This window comes from Paraburkholderia sartisoli, from assembly GCF_900107685.1.
GTDB classification, from domain to species: domain Bacteria; phylum Pseudomonadota; class Gammaproteobacteria; order Burkholderiales; family Burkholderiaceae; genus Paraburkholderia; species Paraburkholderia sartisoli.
Genome location: NZ_FNRQ01000004.1, coordinates 155,394 through 170,925, shown reverse-complemented (window position 1 = coordinate 170,925; position 15,532 = coordinate 155,394). Strand labels below are relative to the sequence as shown.

14 protein-coding genes are annotated in these 15,532 nt (G+C 64.8%); 9 read left to right on the top strand and 5 right to left on the bottom strand.

Annotation, left to right across the window (positions count from 1 at the left end):
- Positions 1-11: 11 nt before the first annotated feature.
- Positions 12-908 (top strand): 3-hydroxyisobutyrate dehydrogenase, encoded by an 897-nt coding sequence (gene mmsB, locus BLV45_RS14625; RefSeq protein WP_090534200.1) that lies wholly within the window; start codon positions 12-14, stop codon positions 906-908.
- A gap of 221 nt (positions 909-1,129) precedes the next feature.
- Here mmsB and BLV45_RS14620 read toward each other — a convergent pair whose 3' ends face one another.
- The 3 genes from BLV45_RS14620 to BLV45_RS14610 form a co-directional block, all read right to left on the bottom strand.
- Positions 1,130-1,939, bottom strand: coding sequence for a siderophore-interacting protein (locus BLV45_RS14620; protein ID WP_090534198.1), 810 nt, complete (start codon positions 1,937-1,939; stop codon positions 1,130-1,132).
- A gap of 38 nt (positions 1,940-1,977) precedes the next feature.
- Positions 1,978-2,688 carry a PadR family transcriptional regulator gene (locus tag BLV45_RS14615; protein WP_090534196.1) on the bottom strand — a complete coding sequence of 237 codons (711 nt, stop codon included), beginning with the start codon at positions 2,686-2,688 and terminating at the stop codon, positions 1,978-1,980.
- A gap of 165 nt (positions 2,689-2,853) precedes the next feature.
- Positions 2,854-3,768 carry a glutaminase gene (locus BLV45_RS14610; RefSeq protein ID WP_090534194.1) on the bottom strand — a complete coding sequence of 305 codons (915 nt, stop codon included), beginning with the start codon at positions 3,766-3,768 and terminating at the stop codon, positions 2,854-2,856.
- A 138-nt stretch (positions 3,769-3,906) separates the two neighbouring features.
- Here BLV45_RS14610 and BLV45_RS14605 point away from each other — a divergent pair, with 138 nt between their 5' ends.
- On the top strand, positions 3,907-4,659 hold the full coding sequence (locus BLV45_RS14605) for an AraC family transcriptional regulator (RefSeq protein WP_090534192.1): 753 nt from the start codon (positions 3,907-3,909) through the stop codon (positions 4,657-4,659).
- 42 nt (positions 4,660-4,701) lie between these two features.
- On the opposite strand, the gene BLV45_RS14600 is transcribed toward BLV45_RS14605, so the two are convergent.
- Positions 4,702-6,294, bottom strand: coding sequence for a DHA2 family efflux MFS transporter permease subunit (locus BLV45_RS14600; RefSeq protein ID WP_090534190.1), 1,593 nt, complete (start codon positions 6,292-6,294; stop codon positions 4,702-4,704).
- A 470-nt stretch (positions 6,295-6,764) separates the two neighbouring features.
- Between BLV45_RS14600 and mreB the strand changes: the two genes are divergently transcribed.
- The 6 genes from mreB (at position 6,765) to BLV45_RS14570 (ending at position 14,218) form a co-directional block, all read left to right on the top strand.
- Positions 6,765-7,811 carry a rod shape-determining protein gene (gene mreB / locus BLV45_RS14595; RefSeq protein WP_090534188.1) on the top strand — a complete coding sequence of 349 codons (1,047 nt, stop codon included), beginning with the start codon at positions 6,765-6,767 and terminating at the stop codon, positions 7,809-7,811.
- Positions 7,812-7,932: 121 nt separating this feature from the next.
- Positions 7,933-8,724, top strand: a complete 792-nt coding sequence (locus BLV45_RS14590) for an alpha/beta fold hydrolase (RefSeq protein WP_090534673.1) — start codon at positions 7,933-7,935, stop codon at positions 8,722-8,724.
- Between the two features lie 238 nt (positions 8,725-8,962).
- Positions 8,963-11,245, top strand: coding sequence for an amylo-alpha-1,6-glucosidase (locus tag BLV45_RS14585; RefSeq protein ID WP_090534186.1), 2,283 nt, complete (start codon positions 8,963-8,965; stop codon positions 11,243-11,245).
- A gap of 67 nt (positions 11,246-11,312) precedes the next feature.
- Complete coding sequence (locus tag BLV45_RS14580; protein ID WP_090534184.1) at positions 11,313-12,173, top strand: MurR/RpiR family transcriptional regulator; 861 nt, start codon at positions 11,313-11,315, stop codon at positions 12,171-12,173.
- A gap of 125 nt (positions 12,174-12,298) precedes the next feature.
- Positions 12,299-13,624 carry an aspartate aminotransferase family protein gene (locus BLV45_RS14575; RefSeq protein ID WP_090534182.1) on the top strand — a complete coding sequence of 442 codons (1,326 nt, stop codon included), beginning with the start codon at positions 12,299-12,301 and terminating at the stop codon, positions 13,622-13,624.
- A gap of 39 nt (positions 13,625-13,663) precedes the next feature.
- Entirely contained in the window at positions 13,664-14,218 is a 555-nt protein-coding gene (locus BLV45_RS14570; RefSeq protein WP_090534179.1) for a carboxymuconolactone decarboxylase family protein, read from the top strand.
- A gap of 125 nt (positions 14,219-14,343) precedes the next feature.
- On the opposite strand, the gene BLV45_RS14565 is transcribed toward BLV45_RS14570, so the two are convergent.
- The gene (locus tag BLV45_RS14565) at positions 14,344-14,655 is read right to left on the bottom strand and encodes a DUF4148 domain-containing protein (protein WP_090534177.1); all 312 of its coding nucleotides are present in this window, start codon (positions 14,653-14,655) and stop codon (positions 14,344-14,346) included.
- Between the two features lie 339 nt (positions 14,656-14,994).
- Between BLV45_RS14565 and BLV45_RS14560 the strand changes: the two genes are divergently transcribed.
- Complete coding sequence (locus BLV45_RS14560) at positions 14,995-15,420, top strand: OsmC family protein (protein ID WP_090534175.1); 426 nt, start codon at positions 14,995-14,997, stop codon at positions 15,418-15,420.
- The last annotated feature ends 112 nt before the right edge of the window (positions 15,421-15,532 follow it).

Genomic DNA, 15,532 nt, shown 5'->3' with positions numbered 1-15,532 from the left:
GAGACAGCATCATGAAAATCGGTTTCATCGGACTCGGCAATATGGGCGCGCCGATGGCGCTCAATCTGCTGAAGGCAGGCCACACCGTCAACGTGTTCGACCTGAACGCACAGGCGGTGCAGTCGCTCGTCGACGCGGGCGCCAGCGCGGCGGCTTCGGCGAAAGCGGCCGCGAGCGGCGTCGAATGCGTCGTCACGATGCTGCCGGCCGCCGCCCACGTGCGCAGCGTGCTCACCGCCGAGGACGGCGTGCTCGCGGGCATCCCGAAAGGCGTGACGATCATCGATTCGAGCACGATCGATCCCGCGACCGTCAAGGCCTGCGCCGAAATCGCCGCGAAACACGGCAACACGTTCGTCGATGCGCCGGTGTCGGGTGGAACGGGCGGCGCGGCGGCGGGCACGCTGACGTTCATGGTGGGGGGCAGCGCCGCTTCGTACGAACACGTCAAGCCCGTGCTCTCGGCGATGGGCAAGAACATCGTGCATTGCGGCGACACGGGCACGGGGCAGGTCGCGAAGATCTGCAACAACCTCGTGCTCGGCATCACGATGGCCGGCGTCGCGGAAGCGATGTCGCTCGGCGAGGCGCTTGGCATCGATCCGAAGGTGCTGGGCGGCATCATCAATACATCGACAGGGCGCTGCTGGAGTTCGGATACCTATAACCCGTTCCCGGGTTTGATCGAAACGGCACCTTCGTCGCGTGGCTATACCGGCGGCTTCGGCACCGATCTGATGCTCAAGGACCTGGGCCTCGCCACCGACGCCGCGAAATTCGCCCGCCAGCCTGTCTATCTCGGCGCACTCGCGCAGCAGCTTTATCAGACGATGAGCATGAGGGGCGCGGGCCGGCTGGACTTCTCGGCGGTGATCAAGCTGTATCGCACGGATCGGGACGCGGGTTGATCGTTGGCCGGCTGGCCGGGCGTCTCCACGTTGCGTCCCGGACCCGCTACCGGCTAACGTCTACCGGTTCGCCTGCACGCCGGCGCGCTCCAGACTGGCCGGTGAAACCGGCTCATCGACGGCTTTCACGCGGCTGATCCACGCGAAGGCCACCAGCACGGGCGCGACGGCCGCCCAGCCGTTCGTGCCGTAGCCGTCGATATGACCCGCGGCGCGAATCGTCAGTCGTCGATCGCTTCGTGGACGGCCACCGCGCCGCGCTTCCAGTAGCTGGCCGCACGGATGCGCGATCTGTCGACGCCACATGCAGTGGTGAGGTGCTGGCGCACCGCGCGGATCGTCGCCGATTCGCCGGCTGCCCACACGTAGCCTTCGCCTTCCGGCAGGAACGTTTCGCGCACCGCGTTCAGCAGTGTGCTTTCGCCGTCGTCCGGATAACACCACACGGTGTAAAGATCGGCCTGCGTCGCGAGCTCGATGCGCGCCGACGGATCGCGCACTTCCAGCACGGCTGCGACACGTGTGCCGGCCGGCAACTCTTCCAGACGACGGCTGATCGCGGGCAGCGCGGTTTCGTCGCCGATCAGCAGATGCCAGTCGAAGCCCTGCGGAATGACAAACGAACCGCGTGGGCCGCCGACGCCGAGATACTGGCCGACGCGCGCCGTGCGCGCCCAGTCCGAAGCCGGCCCGACCTCATGAATCACGAAGTCGATGACAAGCTCGCCTGCTTCGCGATCGAAGCGGCGCGGCGTGTAGTCACGCGCGACCGGACGCGGCTGGTTGTCGGGAAATACCGGGCCGTCCGGGCCCGCGACCGGCAGCACGGGCTTGTCTGCGCCGGGCGCGGGGAAGAACACCTTGATGTGATCGTCGAACGATGCGGACGTGAAATCGCGCAGGTCGTCACCGGTGAGCGTGACGCGCACGAGATGCGGCGTCAGCGGTTCGACGCGCGACACCTGAAGCAGACGGAATTTCAGCGGATGGCGCACGCGCACCACCGCCAGATCGGCATTTGTATTCAGCATGCGAGGTTTCCCATTTAGATGAGGTTCCGGCGCGGCGCTCAAGGCGCGCTGCCGGTTTTGCCTTCGATTTCGGCCGTGGCGCGCGCGAGGATCGCGGCGATGCGGCGCTGTTCGTCGGGCGATGCGCTGGTGCGTAGCACCAGTGCGTTTTTCAGCGCGCGACGCGCCGCGACCAGTTCGGGCACCCAGCCGCCTTCGCTCGGGTCGGCGGGTTCCTCGCCGGCAAACGCGCGGCGTACCGAATCCATCTTGCGTCCGATATGCGTGAGCTTCGCGAGCATCAGGTCGACGCGTTCGCGATTTTCCCCGAGGTACTGCTGGCCGCTTTCCGACAGCGCGTAACGCTTGCGGTTGCCTTCGACTTCGACGGTGACGTGACCGACTTCCTCGAGGTACGTGAGCGCCGGATACACCATGCCGGGGCTGGGCGAGTAAAAGCCGTTCGAGCGCGCGTCGAGCGCGCGGATGAGTTCGTAGCCGTGGCTCGGCCGTTCCGCGAGCAGCGCGAGCAGAAGCAGTTGCAGGTCGTCGGACGTGAAGCGACGGCCGCGCGGAAAGCCGTCGCCCTCGCCGCCGAAGCCGCCAGGACCGCCGCCGAACGGCCCACCCCCGAACGGGCCGCCGCCGCGCCGGTGATGCTGGCGCCCGATCGCGTGCCAGAGGACATGCAGCGAGTGCCACGAGGAGCGCTCGGCGCAGGCCCGGCGGTCGTGCCAGGATGAATGGTCGTGATGAGAGTGGTTACGCATGGTCGGTACTCCGTTTGTCGTAAAACATATCTTAAGATATATATCGAAAGATATAGTGTCAAGCTGAATTTGACGAAACGGCGCGCCGGCGCCTCGCGGAGTCGATCGCGATACGGGGAAAGAGAAGGGGAAATCCGCCGCAGCCAGACCTGGCGCGGCGTTCAATCAGAAGATGGACTGTCCGGTGAACGTGGTGAGCCATTCCAGCGCGAGCGTGCCGGCGAGCGAATTGCCGTTCGCGTCGAGCCCCGGCGACCAGACGCAAACCGCCATCTCGCCGGGCAGCACCGCGACGATGCCGCCGCCGACGCCGCTTTTGGCCGGCAAACCGACGCGGTAGACGAAATCGCCGGCGGCGTCATAGGTGCCGCAGGTCAGCATCAGGGCGGAGAGCCGTTTGGCGGAACTGGCGTCGACGATCTGTTCGCCGGTTGAAGGCACCGCGCCGCGATTGGCGAGAAACAGCGCCGCGCGCGCCAGTTCGACGCTGCTCATCGAAATCGCGCACTGACGGGTGTATGCGTCGACCACGAGGTCGGGCGGCATCTTCAGATTGCCGAAGCTTGCCATGAAGTGCGCCATCGCGCGATTGCGATGGGCGTGCTGCAACTCCGACTGCGCGACCGCCGCGTCGTAGCCGATTCCGCGCTCGCCCGAAAGGCGCCGGATGAATTCCACCAGCGCCGTCTCCGCCTTCACGAACCGGCGGCACAGGACGTCGGTGACCACCAGTGCGCCGGCGTTGATAAACGGGTTGCGCGGCTTGCCCTGTTCCGCCTCCAGCTGCACGAGCGAGTTGAACGCCGTGCCCGACGGCTCGCGGCCGACGCGCTGCCAGAGGTCGTCGCCGAGCAGCTGGAACGCGAGCGTGCAGGCGAACAGCTTCGAGATACTCTGGATCGAGAAGCGCGTGTCGGCTTCGCCGGTGCGAAACACTTCGCCCGTCGTGCGGACGATCGCCATGCCGAAGCGCTCAGCGGAAATATTCGCCAGTTCGGGAATGTAACTGGCAACGCGCCCCTTTCCCAGCCAGGGCTTGAGATCGCGATGAATCTGGTCGAGGATGCCGGAATAGTTCATGGGTGAGCGCGGCGGTTGAAAGCCGCGATTCTAGCGGTAACCCAGGGCTGCCGGCGCGTCGACGCAAATTCTGCGCACCTTCGTTCAACATGCTAGATTTGCTCCGTTTTATCGGCCAACAGGGCAAAACGGACAACCATGAACGACGTGATCGATCCAGAACCGGCTGGCGGCCCTGTCTTCGTGATGGCGGAGCGGTGCCTGGCCGGTGATGGCATCTGGCACACGGGCGCGCGCGTGCGGCTCGTCGGGGCGCGTGATTGCGTGCTCACCGTGCGCACGGAAGCCGGCATGTGGGTCGCACCGCCGAAGTGCGCAGTGTGGGTGCCGGCGGGCGTACTGCATCGCGTGTCGTGCGCGAAGGATGCCGCGCTGCGCACGCTGTACGTCGAAGGCGATGCGGCGCCGGTTCCCGAACGTTGCTGCGTGGTGAGCGTCGATCCGCTGACCGACGCGTTGCTGACGGCCGCAAGCGTATTCGGCGCCGATTACCCGCCCGAAGGACCGCAGGCCCGCATCGTGAGCGTCATTCTCGACCAGTTGCCGCTGCTCGCGCCCGTGCCGCTCGCGCTGAACTGGCCGAAGGACCTGCGGGCCCAGCATATCGCCGACGCATTGCTCGCCAACCCCGCACGCTCCGACGTTCTCGACGATCTCGCCGAGGACGCAAGCGTGACCGCGCGCACCGCGGCGCGCCTTTTCTCGAAGGAGACGGGGCAAACGTTCGGCCAGTGGCGCCAGCAGTTGCGCCTGCTCTGCGCGCTGGCGCGTCTCGGTTACGGCGCGAGCGTCACGCAGGTGGCGCTGGAAGTGGGATACAACGACGTGTCGTCGTTTATCGCGGTGTTCCGGCAGGCCCTGGGTGAAACGCCCGCGCGATATTTCCGCTGAGCGTCGCCGCAGGGTGGCAGCCTGCCGAAGAAATACGCCGCTTCAATGCGCGCCCGCCGCGCCTCCGCCTCCACCACCTTTCGCCGGCCGCGTGATCCAGATAAGCGGAATGATCAGAATGAAAATGATCGCCGAGATAAAGAAGATGTCGTTGAGCCCCATCATCGCGGCCTGCGCATTCACCTGAAAATCGAACAATGCATGCGCCGATTGCGTATTCAGATGCAGAAGCGACTGCGTCGAATCGATCTGCTGGTTGAAGAGGGGATTATCGATGCTGGCGCGCTCGGTCAGCCGTTCGTGATGGAGCACCGTGCGGTTATTCCAGGTGTTGCCCGCAATCGATGTCCCGACCGCGCCGCAGAACACCCGCACGAAATTCGACAGCCCCGCTGCCGCCGGTATTTTATGGGGCGGCTGCCCGGCGAGGATGATCGCCGTGAGCGGCACGAAGAACATCGCCATCGGAATGCCCTGTAGCAGCGTCGGCAGCACGAGATGCCAGGTGTCGATCTCGATCACATACTTCGAGCGCATATAAAAGACGATCGCAAAGCCGACAAACGCGAGCGTCGCGATAATGCGCGCGTCCGAGCGTGGCAAGACCCGCCCCATCACGGGCGCGAGAATCACCGCGAAGACGCCAAGCGGCGCGGTCACGAGGCCCGCATCGACCGAGCGGTAGTTCAGGTATTCCTGCATCCATTGCGGCAGCAGCACGAGATTGCCGAAGAACACGCCATAGGCGACCGAAATCGCAATCGTCCCGCCGAGAAAGTTACGCTGCCTGAAAAGCCGCAGATCGACGATCGGGTTTTCCTCGGTCAATTCCCACACGATAAAGAGCGCGAAGCAGATCACCGCGGTAATGCCTAGCACGACGATAAACGGCGACGAAAACCAGTCCAGATCCTTGCCCTTGTCGAGCATGATCTGCAGCGAGGCGACCCAGGCAACCAGCAGGCCAAGGCCGACGACGTCGATGGGCAGCTTGCGGGTGGGGCTTTCGCGATGACGATAGATCATCCACGTCACGCCTGCCGCGAAAATGCCGACCGGGATGTTGATGTAGAAAATCCACGCCCACGAATAGCTGTCGGTGATCCAGCCGCCGAGCGCCGGCCCCGCGATCGGGCCGACAGTCGCGGTCATCGCCCAGAGCGAGAGCGCCGTCGACGATTTTTCCTTCGGCCACGAGCCCAGCAGGATCGCCTGCGAGAGCGGAATCAGCGGTCCGGCAACCGCGCCCTGCAGCACCCGCGCGCAGAGCAGCACGGGCAGCGTCGGCGCGATCCCGCACAGCCACGACGATAGCGAGAACATCAGGATCGCGCCCACGAACAGCTTGATCTGGCCGAGACGCTGCGTGAGCCAGCCGGTCAGCGGAATCGACACGGCGTTGGCCGCGGCGAATACGGTGATGACCCACGTGCCTTCATCGACGGATACACCCAGGTTGCCCGAGATGGTCGGAATCGCCACGTTGGCGATCGACGAGTCGAGCACGTTCATGAACGTGGCCAGCGCGACGGCAAATGTCGCGAGCGCCAGCTGGGCGCCATGAAGCGGCGGGGGCGCGGTGGGCTGGGCAGCGGGTTGGCTCAAACGATTCTCCAATCCAGTGAACGCTTCCATGCGACGCATGGAGCAGCATTAGAAAAAAGGCGTGAAAAGAATACCTGCAATTGGAAGCACGCGTGGCCTGCGCGGGCACTGGTGCATGGGGCATATGGCATTCATTTCAGTTTGAAAGGAATGCGGGCGCGTCGCGGCGGTTATATGGCGCCGGGCAATCCGGTATCAGCCAGTATCAACCGGTATCAGCCACTATCACGCGAAAAACGGGGTGGTCGAGGCAAAAAGGCTTTCACAGCGGGCGTCTGAAAGCATTATCCCAACCGGTAATAATTTAATTCCAAGTGTAATTTTGTGTAAAATCGCGCGCCCCCTAAAGTTTTTTGTACGGGGTGCCGTTATCGGGTTAATAGCCCGAAAAAAGCACCTGACGCGCGATCGTGGCCCGCCTCTTAAAGGCTCGACGCAATGCCGACGGACATCTGGCCGCTCCGGCAGCGGACGGCCGCTTACACGAGTCGAGCCTGCCCATGGCCACAGCGATGCCGCAACAATCCTTCTTCAAGCGGTTCTTCAGCCCGAACGTGGCTGTGGACCTCGGCACGGCCAATACCCTCATCTATACGCAGGACGACGGCGTGGTGCTCAACCAGCCTTCCGTGGTGTGCTTCCAGAAGCACGCGTCGGCGGGTCGGGAGCGGGTGGCGGCGGTGGGCAAGGAAGCCAAGCAGCTGCTCGGCCGGGTGCCCGGCAATCTCGAAGCGATCCGCCCGATGCGTCACGGCGTGATCGCGAATTTTGCCGCGGCTGAACACATGATCCGCCAGTTCGTCGACATGTCGAGCACGGTGTCGCGTTTCGGACGCCGCGCGTCGTTCACGATCTGCGTGCCGGCAGGCGCCACCCAGGTCGAACGTCGCGCGATCCGTGAAGCCGCGACCGCGGCGGGCGCGTGGAAAGTGAACCTGATCGGCGAGTCGCTGGCCTCGGCGGTCGGCGCGGGGTTGCCGGTGTCGGAGGCGACCGGGTCGATGGTCGTCGACATCGGCGGCGGTACGACGGAAGTGGGCGTGATCGCGCTGGGCGGCATGGCGTATAGCGGCTCGATTCGCGTCGGCGGCGACCAGTTCGATCTCGCGATCGTGAACTATGTGCGCGCCGTCTACGGCGTCGTGATCGGCGACCAGACCGCGGAGCACGTGAAGAAAACCATCGGCACCGCGATCCGCGACGTGCCGACCGAGCGCATGAACGCAACCGGCCGCAGCCTCGACGATGGCCTGCCGCGCACCGTTCAACTGACGAACCACGACATCGCCGATGCGATCGTCTCGCCGCTCACGCAGGTGATCGGCGCGGTGAAAACGGCGCTCGAATGCGCGCCGCCGGAACTCGTGACGGACATCGCCCACTGCGGCATCGTGCTGACGGGCGGCGGGGCGCTGCTCGCGAATCTCGACCGTTACCTAGCGGACCAGCTGGGCCTCGACGTACGCGTCGCCGATGAGCCGCTGACGTGCGCCGTGCGCGGAGCGGGCGCTGCGTCTACACTGCTGCATTCGCACGCCTTCGACTGAGCACACGCGGCGCACGCAGCACGACTGCAGGCGGCGCGTGCGCCGCTTTCATTTTCCATTTGTGAACTCTCCCGATCCTGCTTCACCGCTGTCGTTCGTTACGCTGGGCAACGGCTTGCGCATGCCTTACGAGGTGCGCGGCGACGGCGAACTGCTGCTGTTCGTACACGGCTCGCTGTGCGATTACCGCTACTGGCAACCGCAGATGAGCGGCCTGTCGGACCGCTACCGGTGCGTCGCGGTCAGCCTCACGCACTACTGGCCCGCCCTGGAAACGCCCGCCGGCATGCCGTTCAGCTGGAGCCAGCACGCCGACGAAGTCGCGGAATTCATCGACCGTTTTGATGCTGGGCCCATGCACGTCGTGGGCCATTCGCGCGGCGGCTGCGTGACGTTTCATTGCGCGCGGCGCCATCCCCAGCACGTTCGCACGCTGACGCTCGCCGATCCGGGCGGGCCGTTGCAGATCGAGGGACGCCCCCTCGCGACGTTGCCGGCACCCGTCAACGCGCTGCGCGCCCGCGCGGCGCAGCTGATCGAAGCGGGCGACGTGGAAGCCGGGCTGCAACTCTTCGTCGATTCGGTGAGCCGTCCTGGCTTCTGGGCAAAAAGCACCGCCGGTTTTCGCCGCATGGCGACCGACAACGCGCATACGCTCGCGCCGCAGTTTCAGGATCCGCTACCGGCCTACACACCCGGCGACGCCACCGACGTCCGCTGTCCGGTGCTGCTGATCGACGGCGAGAAAAGCCCGCTCATGTTTCATCGCACGGTGGACGCTCTCGCGTCATGGCTGCCCGATGCGCGTCGCGAAACGGTGGCAGGCGCGTCGCACGGCATGAACCTCGCGCACCCCGCGGCGTTTAATCGCTATATCGACGGCATGATTCGCGACGTCGGCGCGATGCGTTAAAGCGCGGATTTTTCGCACGTGTGCCGATGATTTATCGCTATCGTCGTGGTGAATCGTTGCGTATGCAGAACACGTAGCCTGCAGTCGGACGTGCGTCGCGCGTGCGCGGGCCGCCCGCGCACGCCCTGAAACCGCCCGTCTGCCGTTCAATCCTGACGTATCGCAAGCGTCCTCTATTCGTACGATTCACCAAGACCTTCTACAATCGGTACGACGCTAACCGGAAGGAGAGAAGCTGATGCAGGATCCAGAAGCACTCGGTGGACTGTCGCATGCGGGCAAGCAGGACGTACCGGCGCCCGATGCGGATGCCGTTTTCATTCCGCCGGAAACCCTCACGGTCGCGACCGCGAACCAGTACGTGCTGAAATCGGGCGATACGTTTATCGTCAACGACCCCCTCGGCGACATCACGGGCCGCGACGACGGCCTCTTCGTCAACGACATGCGCGTGCTGTCGGGGCTGCGGCTCACGTTCGGCGGCCGTGCGCCTTCGCTGCTCTCGGGCAGCGTCAGCAGCGACAACACGGCGTTTACCGCGCATCTGACGAACCGTCCGCTGCCGCCGCTCGGCGGCACGAGCACACCCGAAGGCGTGATCCACGTTGAGCGCGTGCGGGTGCTCTCCGGCACCGTGCTGAACGAAGCCATCGAACTGACGAACTACGGCACGAGCGATGCAGTCGTGCCGCTGTCCGTTTCGTTCGCGAGCGACTTCCGCGACATGTTCGAGGTGCGCGGCCTCAAGCGTCCGAAGCAGGGCACGATCGAGACGCCACGCGTCGAAAACGGCGAGGTGCTGCTCGGCTATATCGGGCTCGACAACGTCGCGCGTCGCGTGCGCATCGCGTTTTCACCGACGCCCACCAAACTGCTCGCCGACCGCGCCGACTTTTCCGTGCAACTGCCGGCGCAGGCGTGCGTGTCGATCTATCTTTCGGTCGCGGTCAACGTCGAGGCACACGGCGCGGCCATCGCGAGCGCGCAGATTTCGAAACCGACGCACGGCGCGAGCGAAACGCACCTGTCGCAGATCGACACCGCGCGACCGCGCGTGGGGCGCGCGGCTGTGCGTGCCGCGCTCGTCGATGCCCACCTCGTGATGCGCGAGCGGCGCCGCGTGACGGCGCGCGTGCGCTCGAGCAATCCGCTCTTCAACGCGTGGATCGAACGCTCGCTCGCCGACCTCGGTCTCCTCACGACGGACCTCGCGACCGGTCCGTATCCGTACGCGGGCATCCCGTGGTTCTCGACGCCGTTTGGCCGCGACGCCGTCATCACGTCGTTGCAGACGTTGTGGTTGCAGCCGGGCCTCGCGCGCGGCGTGCTGCGCTTTCTCGCTGAACACCAGGCACGCGAGAATTCCGCGTTTCGCGATGCCGAAGTCGGCAAGATCATGCACGAGATGCGCAAGGGCGAAATGGCCGCGACCGGCGAGGTGCCGTTCGCGCTCTACTACGGCGGCGTCGACACCACGCCGCTCTTTATCGTGCTGGCCGGTGCCTACGTCGCGCGCACCGGCGACCGCGGCCTGATCGACGAACTGTGGCCGGCGCTCGTGCGCGCCGCGGCGTGGGTCTCGGGCGTGTGCGACAAGAACCGCTACGGCCTGCTCGACTATCAGCGCGCATCCGATGGCGGTCTTGCGAACCAGGGCTGGAAAGACAGTCACGACTCCGTCTTTCACGCTGACGGACGCTTCCCCGACGGCCCGATCGCGCTGGTCGAAGTGCAGGCCTATGCGAGCGCCGCGTTCGACACGATGGCGCATTTCGCCACGCTGCGCGGCCAGCCTGACGATGCCGCGGGCTACGCGAAACGCGCATCGTCGATTCGCCAGTGTGTCGAAGAGAAGTACTGGATGGAAGACATGGGCTTCTACGGTATCGCGCTCGACGGCCATGGCGATCTGTGCCGCGTGATGGCATCGAACGCGGGGCATCTGCTGGCGTTCGGGCTTGCCGGGAAGGAGCGCGGCGAAGCGGTGGCGCGCGGTCTCGAATCGGCGCTCTTTCACACCGGCTGGGGCGTGCGCACGCTCGCCGCCGACCAGGCCCGTTTCAACCCGATGGCGTATCACAACGGTTCCGTCTGGCCGCACGACAACGCGTTGTGCGCGCGCGGCCTCGCGCGTTACGGCGCGAAGGGCGCGGCGGTGCGCCTGCTGCAGGCGCTGTTCCAGGCGGCGGTGAACTTCGATATGCGCCTGCCTGAGCTTTTCTGCGGCTTCCCGCGTCGTCGCGGCGAGCCGCCCACCGCCTATCCGGTCGCGTGCCTGCCGCAGGCGTGGGCCGCAGGGTCGCCGTTCATGATGCTGGAAGCGTGTCTCGGCATCACGATCGACGCCGAAAAGCGCGAAGTCCTGATCGAACAGCCGATGCTGCCGGATGGCATCGACTGGCTCGAAGTGGGCGATCTGCGCGTGGGCGATGCTTCGGTGACGATCACGTTCACACGCGTGGCCGGCAAGGTCGTGGCTTCGGCGGAGCAGGGCGACGTGAGAGTGGTGGCGTTGTTATAGCACCGTGCGGCGCATGCGATGCCCCGGGTGGTAACATTTGTTGTCAACCTCCTCTCCGGTACATCGCATGCCCGACAGTTTCGACCAGCTCGCCGCCCTGATCCGGGCGCGCTTTTCCGAACTGAGCCCGCAATTCCAGATGGGCGCGGCATTTCTGCTCGATCATCCCGACGAAGTCGCGGTGTCCTCGATGCGCAAGGTGGCGGAGCGCGCGCAGGTGCAACCCGCATCGCTCGTGCGGCTTTCACAGCAACTCGGCTTTCCTGGCTGGAACGAACTGCGCGACCTGTTCGTCGCGCGCGTGCGCACGCGGCCCGAGCCGCTCACCAGCCGCGCGCGTTCGCTCGTCAAGGCCAATGCCAGGGATGCGCTTGCGCACGACCTGCTCGTCGCGCAGCAACACAATCTCGAACTGACCGCGGCGCACAACGCGCGCGTCACCGTCGAGGCCGCGCGCGTGCTGCGGCGCGCGCCGCACGTACACGTCGGCGGGTTTCGCTCGTGCTATGCCGTCGCGTTCGGGCTGGTGTATGGCTACCGGCTGTTTCGCTCGTCGGTGTCGCTGCTGACCGGCGAAGCGGGCACGCTCGAAATGCAGTTGCGCGGTATCGATCGCGACAGCGCGACGATCGTCATCAGCTTCGCGCCGTATTCGGTCGAAGCCGTGCGCGTCGCCGAGGCGGCGCTGGAAAAAGGCAGCAAGCTGATCGCCATCACCGACAGCGCGGTTTCCCCGATCGCGCTGAACGCCGACAAGGTGCTGATCTTTTCGCACGAAAGCCCGTCGTTCTTTCCCTCGCTGGTGGCGGCCACCGCGATCGCCGAATCGCTGGTTGCGCATCTGCTGGCACTCGAAGGCGCGGGCGCCGTCGAGCAGCTCGAACAGGCCGAACGCGCGCTGCATGCGAAGGGCGCTTACGTCGCCTGATCCGGATGACGGTTCTGGTCCGGGTATTCATATGATATGGCGGCATCTATTTTGACAACATATGTTGCGATGATGTATAAATGCACATCGCGTGTTGAAACTCGACGTTCGTCAAAAGGAATCGCATGTCCACCGTCTTTCACCGGATGCCGAAGAAGGCATTGCCCGTAGCCGTCGCCGGAGACGGCATCGAAATCATCGATTCGACCGGCAAGCGCTATATCGATGCCTCCGGCGGCGCGGCGGTTTCGTGCCTGGGGCACAGCAACCAGCGCGTGATCGACGCGATGAACCGGCAGGCGCGGCAACTCCCTTACGCGCACACCTCGTTTTTCACCACCGGCGTGGCCGAGGAACTCGCCGACCGGCTGGTGGCCGACGCGCCGGAAGGCCTCGACCATGTGTATTTCGTCTCGGGCGGTTCGGAAGCAATCGAAGCGGCGCTCAAGCTGGCAAGGCAATACTTCGTCGAGAAGGGCGAATTGCAGCGACGCCATTTCATCGCGCGCCGGCAGAGCTATCACGGCAACACGCTTGGCGCGCTCGCGATTGGCGGCAACGCATGGCGGCGCGAACCGTTTCTGCCGTTGCTGATCGAGGCGCATCACGTGAGCCCGTGCTACGCGTATCGCGAGCAGCGCGCGGACGAAACGGAAGAAGCGTTCGCGCAGCGTCTTGCCGACGAGCTTGAACAGAAGATCCTGTCGCTTGGCCCCGATACGGTTGCGGCTTTTGTCGCGGAGACCGTCGTCGGCGCGACGGCCGGCGCGGTGCCGCCGGTGCGCGAGTACTTCCGCAAGATTCGCGCGGTGTGCGACCGCTACGGCGTGCTTCTGATCCTCGATGAAATCATGTCGGGCATGGGTCGCACCGGCTATCTGTACGCATGCGATGAAGACGGCGTCGCGCCCGATCTGCTGACCATCGCGAAGGGCCTCGGCGCCGGTTATCAGCCCATCGGCGCGACGCTCGTGAGCGACCGGATCTACCAGACGATTACCGGCGGCTCGGGATTTTTCCAGCACGGTCACACGTATATCGGTCACGCGACGGCATGCGCGGCCGCGCTCGAAGTGCAGCGCGTGATCGCCGAAGACGCGTTGCTCGACAATGTCCGGGCGCGCGGCGAGCAGTTGCGCGCGCTGCTGCGCGGGCACTACGCGCAGCATCCGCATATCGGCGACGTGCGCGGCCGGGGTCTCTTTGTCGGCGTCGAACTGGTGCGCGACCGCGCGACGAAAACGCCGTTCGATGCCGCACTGAAGCTTCACGCGAGGATCAAGGCCGAAGCGTTTCAGCGCGGTTTGATGGTGTATCCGATGGGCGGCACGGTCGATGGAAAGAACGGCGATCATGTGCTGCTCGCTCCGCCGTTTATCTGCACGGAGAACGACATCGGCAACATCGTCGGCCGGCTCGCCGATGCCATCGATGCCGCGTTGCCCGCCTGATAGCCGCGCACTTTCATCACGATCTGACACGAACCGACCATGACCCACCGTCTGCCTGACTTCGACCCGTCGCGCGCGACACCTGAACAGAAAGCCGTGCTCGACGAAATCCTGTCGGGGCCGCGGGGCAATCTGAACGGGCCGTTCCTCGGCTGGATTCACAGCCCCGAACTCGCGCAGCATGCGCAACGGCTGGGCGCGTTCTGCCGTTACCAGACCGGGTTGCCGTTGCGCCTCTCCGAACTCGCGATTCTGGTGACCGCGCAACGCTGGCAGGCGCAGGCCGAGTGGTACATCCATCATCCGATCGCGCTGGAAGCGGGCGTGCCGGAAGCCGTCGCCGAAGCGATCCGCAACGGCCAGCGTCCGGCGTTCGACAACACCGACGATGCGCTCATCTTCGATTTCGCCAGCGAACTGTATGAGACGAAACGTGTGTCCGATGCGATCTATACGAAGACCGTCGAACGCTTTGGACACATGGTGACGATCAACCTCGTCGGTTTGCTGGGCTATTACGCGCTGGTCGCGATGACGCTCAACGTGTTCGGCATGCGTGCGGAGGGGCAGGAGAGCCTGCCGTTCGCGGAATAAACCCTGGCGCACGCATCGGCCGTGGAATGCGAAACGCCCCGACTGGCCTGGCCAGTCGGGGCGTTTCGCTTGCTGCCCAGAGCGTGCTGGCTGGCTGCTACGCCAGCCGCAAGCCTGGTTGCCGCTTAATTGCCGCGATAGGTCGCGAAGATGCCGTTTTCGAGTGCCGCGCGGTTGCCCGACTGCGACGTCGAAGCCTTCACGCCGCCCACTGCCTCAATTTGCTGCGGCGTCACCGAAGCGGGCGTGGCGGTTTGTGCCGAATACAGCTTCGGGTAGTTCGTGTCGTTCTGGTTGAGCAAACCCGCCTTCTGTGCGGCGACCAGTTCAGCGCGAACCTGTGCGCGGGTCAGCGGCCCATTGGACTGTTGAGCGAACGAGACGGCCGGAACAGCGAGAACGGATGCAATCAGTGCTGCGGAAAGAAGGGATTTCATGACAACCTCCAAGGTTTGATTATGGGTTCTTTGTGGCTTAATCGCCCTGCCTGAACCGTTGAATCAAGTCTATTCCGCAGACTTCATGTGATAAAGCGCGAATCTGGATAAGAATTGTTACTGATTTTGATATAATTGTGGCTCAACTGCCGGTGGACGGATTACGTCACGGCGCTTACATCGGGAAGCGCCTATGATGAAGACCGGTCTACGCCCACGCCTGTCCGACGCACGGCGCACGCGACATCCGCCGATCCGCAAACCCCCTGGGCGAAGCCGTTGCGGAAGGATGGAAAGCCAGTCGCGGCTGTGCAGGCGGCGCATTACTGGAGAGAAGCGATGAAGCGCAAGGCATCAGCAGTCTGGCAAGGCGGCCTGCAGGACGGCAAGGGCTCGATCTCCACCGAAAGTACGGTTCTCAAGGAGACGCAATACTCCTTCTCGACGCGCTTCGAAAACGGCGTCGGCACCAATCCTGAAGAACTGATCGCGGCTGCGCATGCGGGCTGCTTCTCGATGGCGCTGTCGGCGGAACTGGGCAAGGCGAATCTCAAGGCCGAGCGTATCGACACCACGGCCACCGTCACGCTCGACAAGGTGGACGGCGGTTTCGCGATCACGTCGTCCCACCTCGACGTGAAGGTCAGGATTCCGGGCGCTGACAAGGCCGCGTTCGACAAAGCCGCAGGCGACGCGGAAAAAGGCTGCCCGATATCGAAGGTCCTGAACGCCAAGGTCTCGATGACCGCGACGCTCGAAAGTTGATCATGTAGTTGCCTGATGTCAGGGCTGCATGGGCGGTGTGGGCGGCGTGGACATCTGGAGCGGTCCGGTCCGTCCGCGTCCGTCGGGCCGCTGGCCCTGTTCCCGGCCCGGC

Bases quoted from the DNA above. Each gene is read 5' to 3' on its own strand.
- mmsB (WP_090534200.1), top strand. From the start codon at position 12: ATGAAAATCGGTTTCATCGGACTCGGCAATATGGGCGCGCCGATGGCG.
- BLV45_RS14620 (WP_090534198.1), bottom strand. From the start codon at position 1,939: ATGCTGAATACAAATGCCGATCTGGCGGTGGTGCGCGTGCGCCATCCG.
- BLV45_RS14615 (WP_090534196.1), bottom strand. From the start codon at position 2,688: ATGCGTAACCACTCTCATCACGACCATTCATCCTGGCACGACCGCCGG.
- BLV45_RS14610 (WP_090534194.1), bottom strand. From the start codon at position 3,768: ATGAACTATTCCGGCATCCTCGACCAGATTCATCGCGATCTCAAGCCC.
- BLV45_RS14605 (WP_090534192.1), top strand. From the start codon at position 3,907: ATGAACGACGTGATCGATCCAGAACCGGCTGGCGGCCCTGTCTTCGTG.
- BLV45_RS14600 (WP_090534190.1), bottom strand. From the start codon at position 6,294: ATGGAAGCGTTCACTGGATTGGAGAATCGTTTGAGCCAACCCGCTGCC.
- mreB (WP_090534188.1), top strand. From the start codon at position 6,765: ATGGCCACAGCGATGCCGCAACAATCCTTCTTCAAGCGGTTCTTCAGC.
- BLV45_RS14590 (WP_090534673.1), top strand. From the start codon at position 7,933: ATGCCTTACGAGGTGCGCGGCGACGGCGAACTGCTGCTGTTCGTACAC.
- BLV45_RS14585 (WP_090534186.1), top strand. From the start codon at position 8,963: ATGCAGGATCCAGAAGCACTCGGTGGACTGTCGCATGCGGGCAAGCAG.
- BLV45_RS14580 (WP_090534184.1), top strand. From the start codon at position 11,313: ATGCCCGACAGTTTCGACCAGCTCGCCGCCCTGATCCGGGCGCGCTTT.
- BLV45_RS14575 (WP_090534182.1), top strand. From the start codon at position 12,299: ATGTCCACCGTCTTTCACCGGATGCCGAAGAAGGCATTGCCCGTAGCC.
- BLV45_RS14570 (WP_090534179.1), top strand. From the start codon at position 13,664: ATGACCCACCGTCTGCCTGACTTCGACCCGTCGCGCGCGACACCTGAA.
- BLV45_RS14565 (WP_090534177.1), bottom strand. From the start codon at position 14,655: ATGAAATCCCTTCTTTCCGCAGCACTGATTGCATCCGTTCTCGCTGTT.
- BLV45_RS14560 (WP_090534175.1), top strand. From the start codon at position 14,995: ATGAAGCGCAAGGCATCAGCAGTCTGGCAAGGCGGCCTGCAGGACGGC.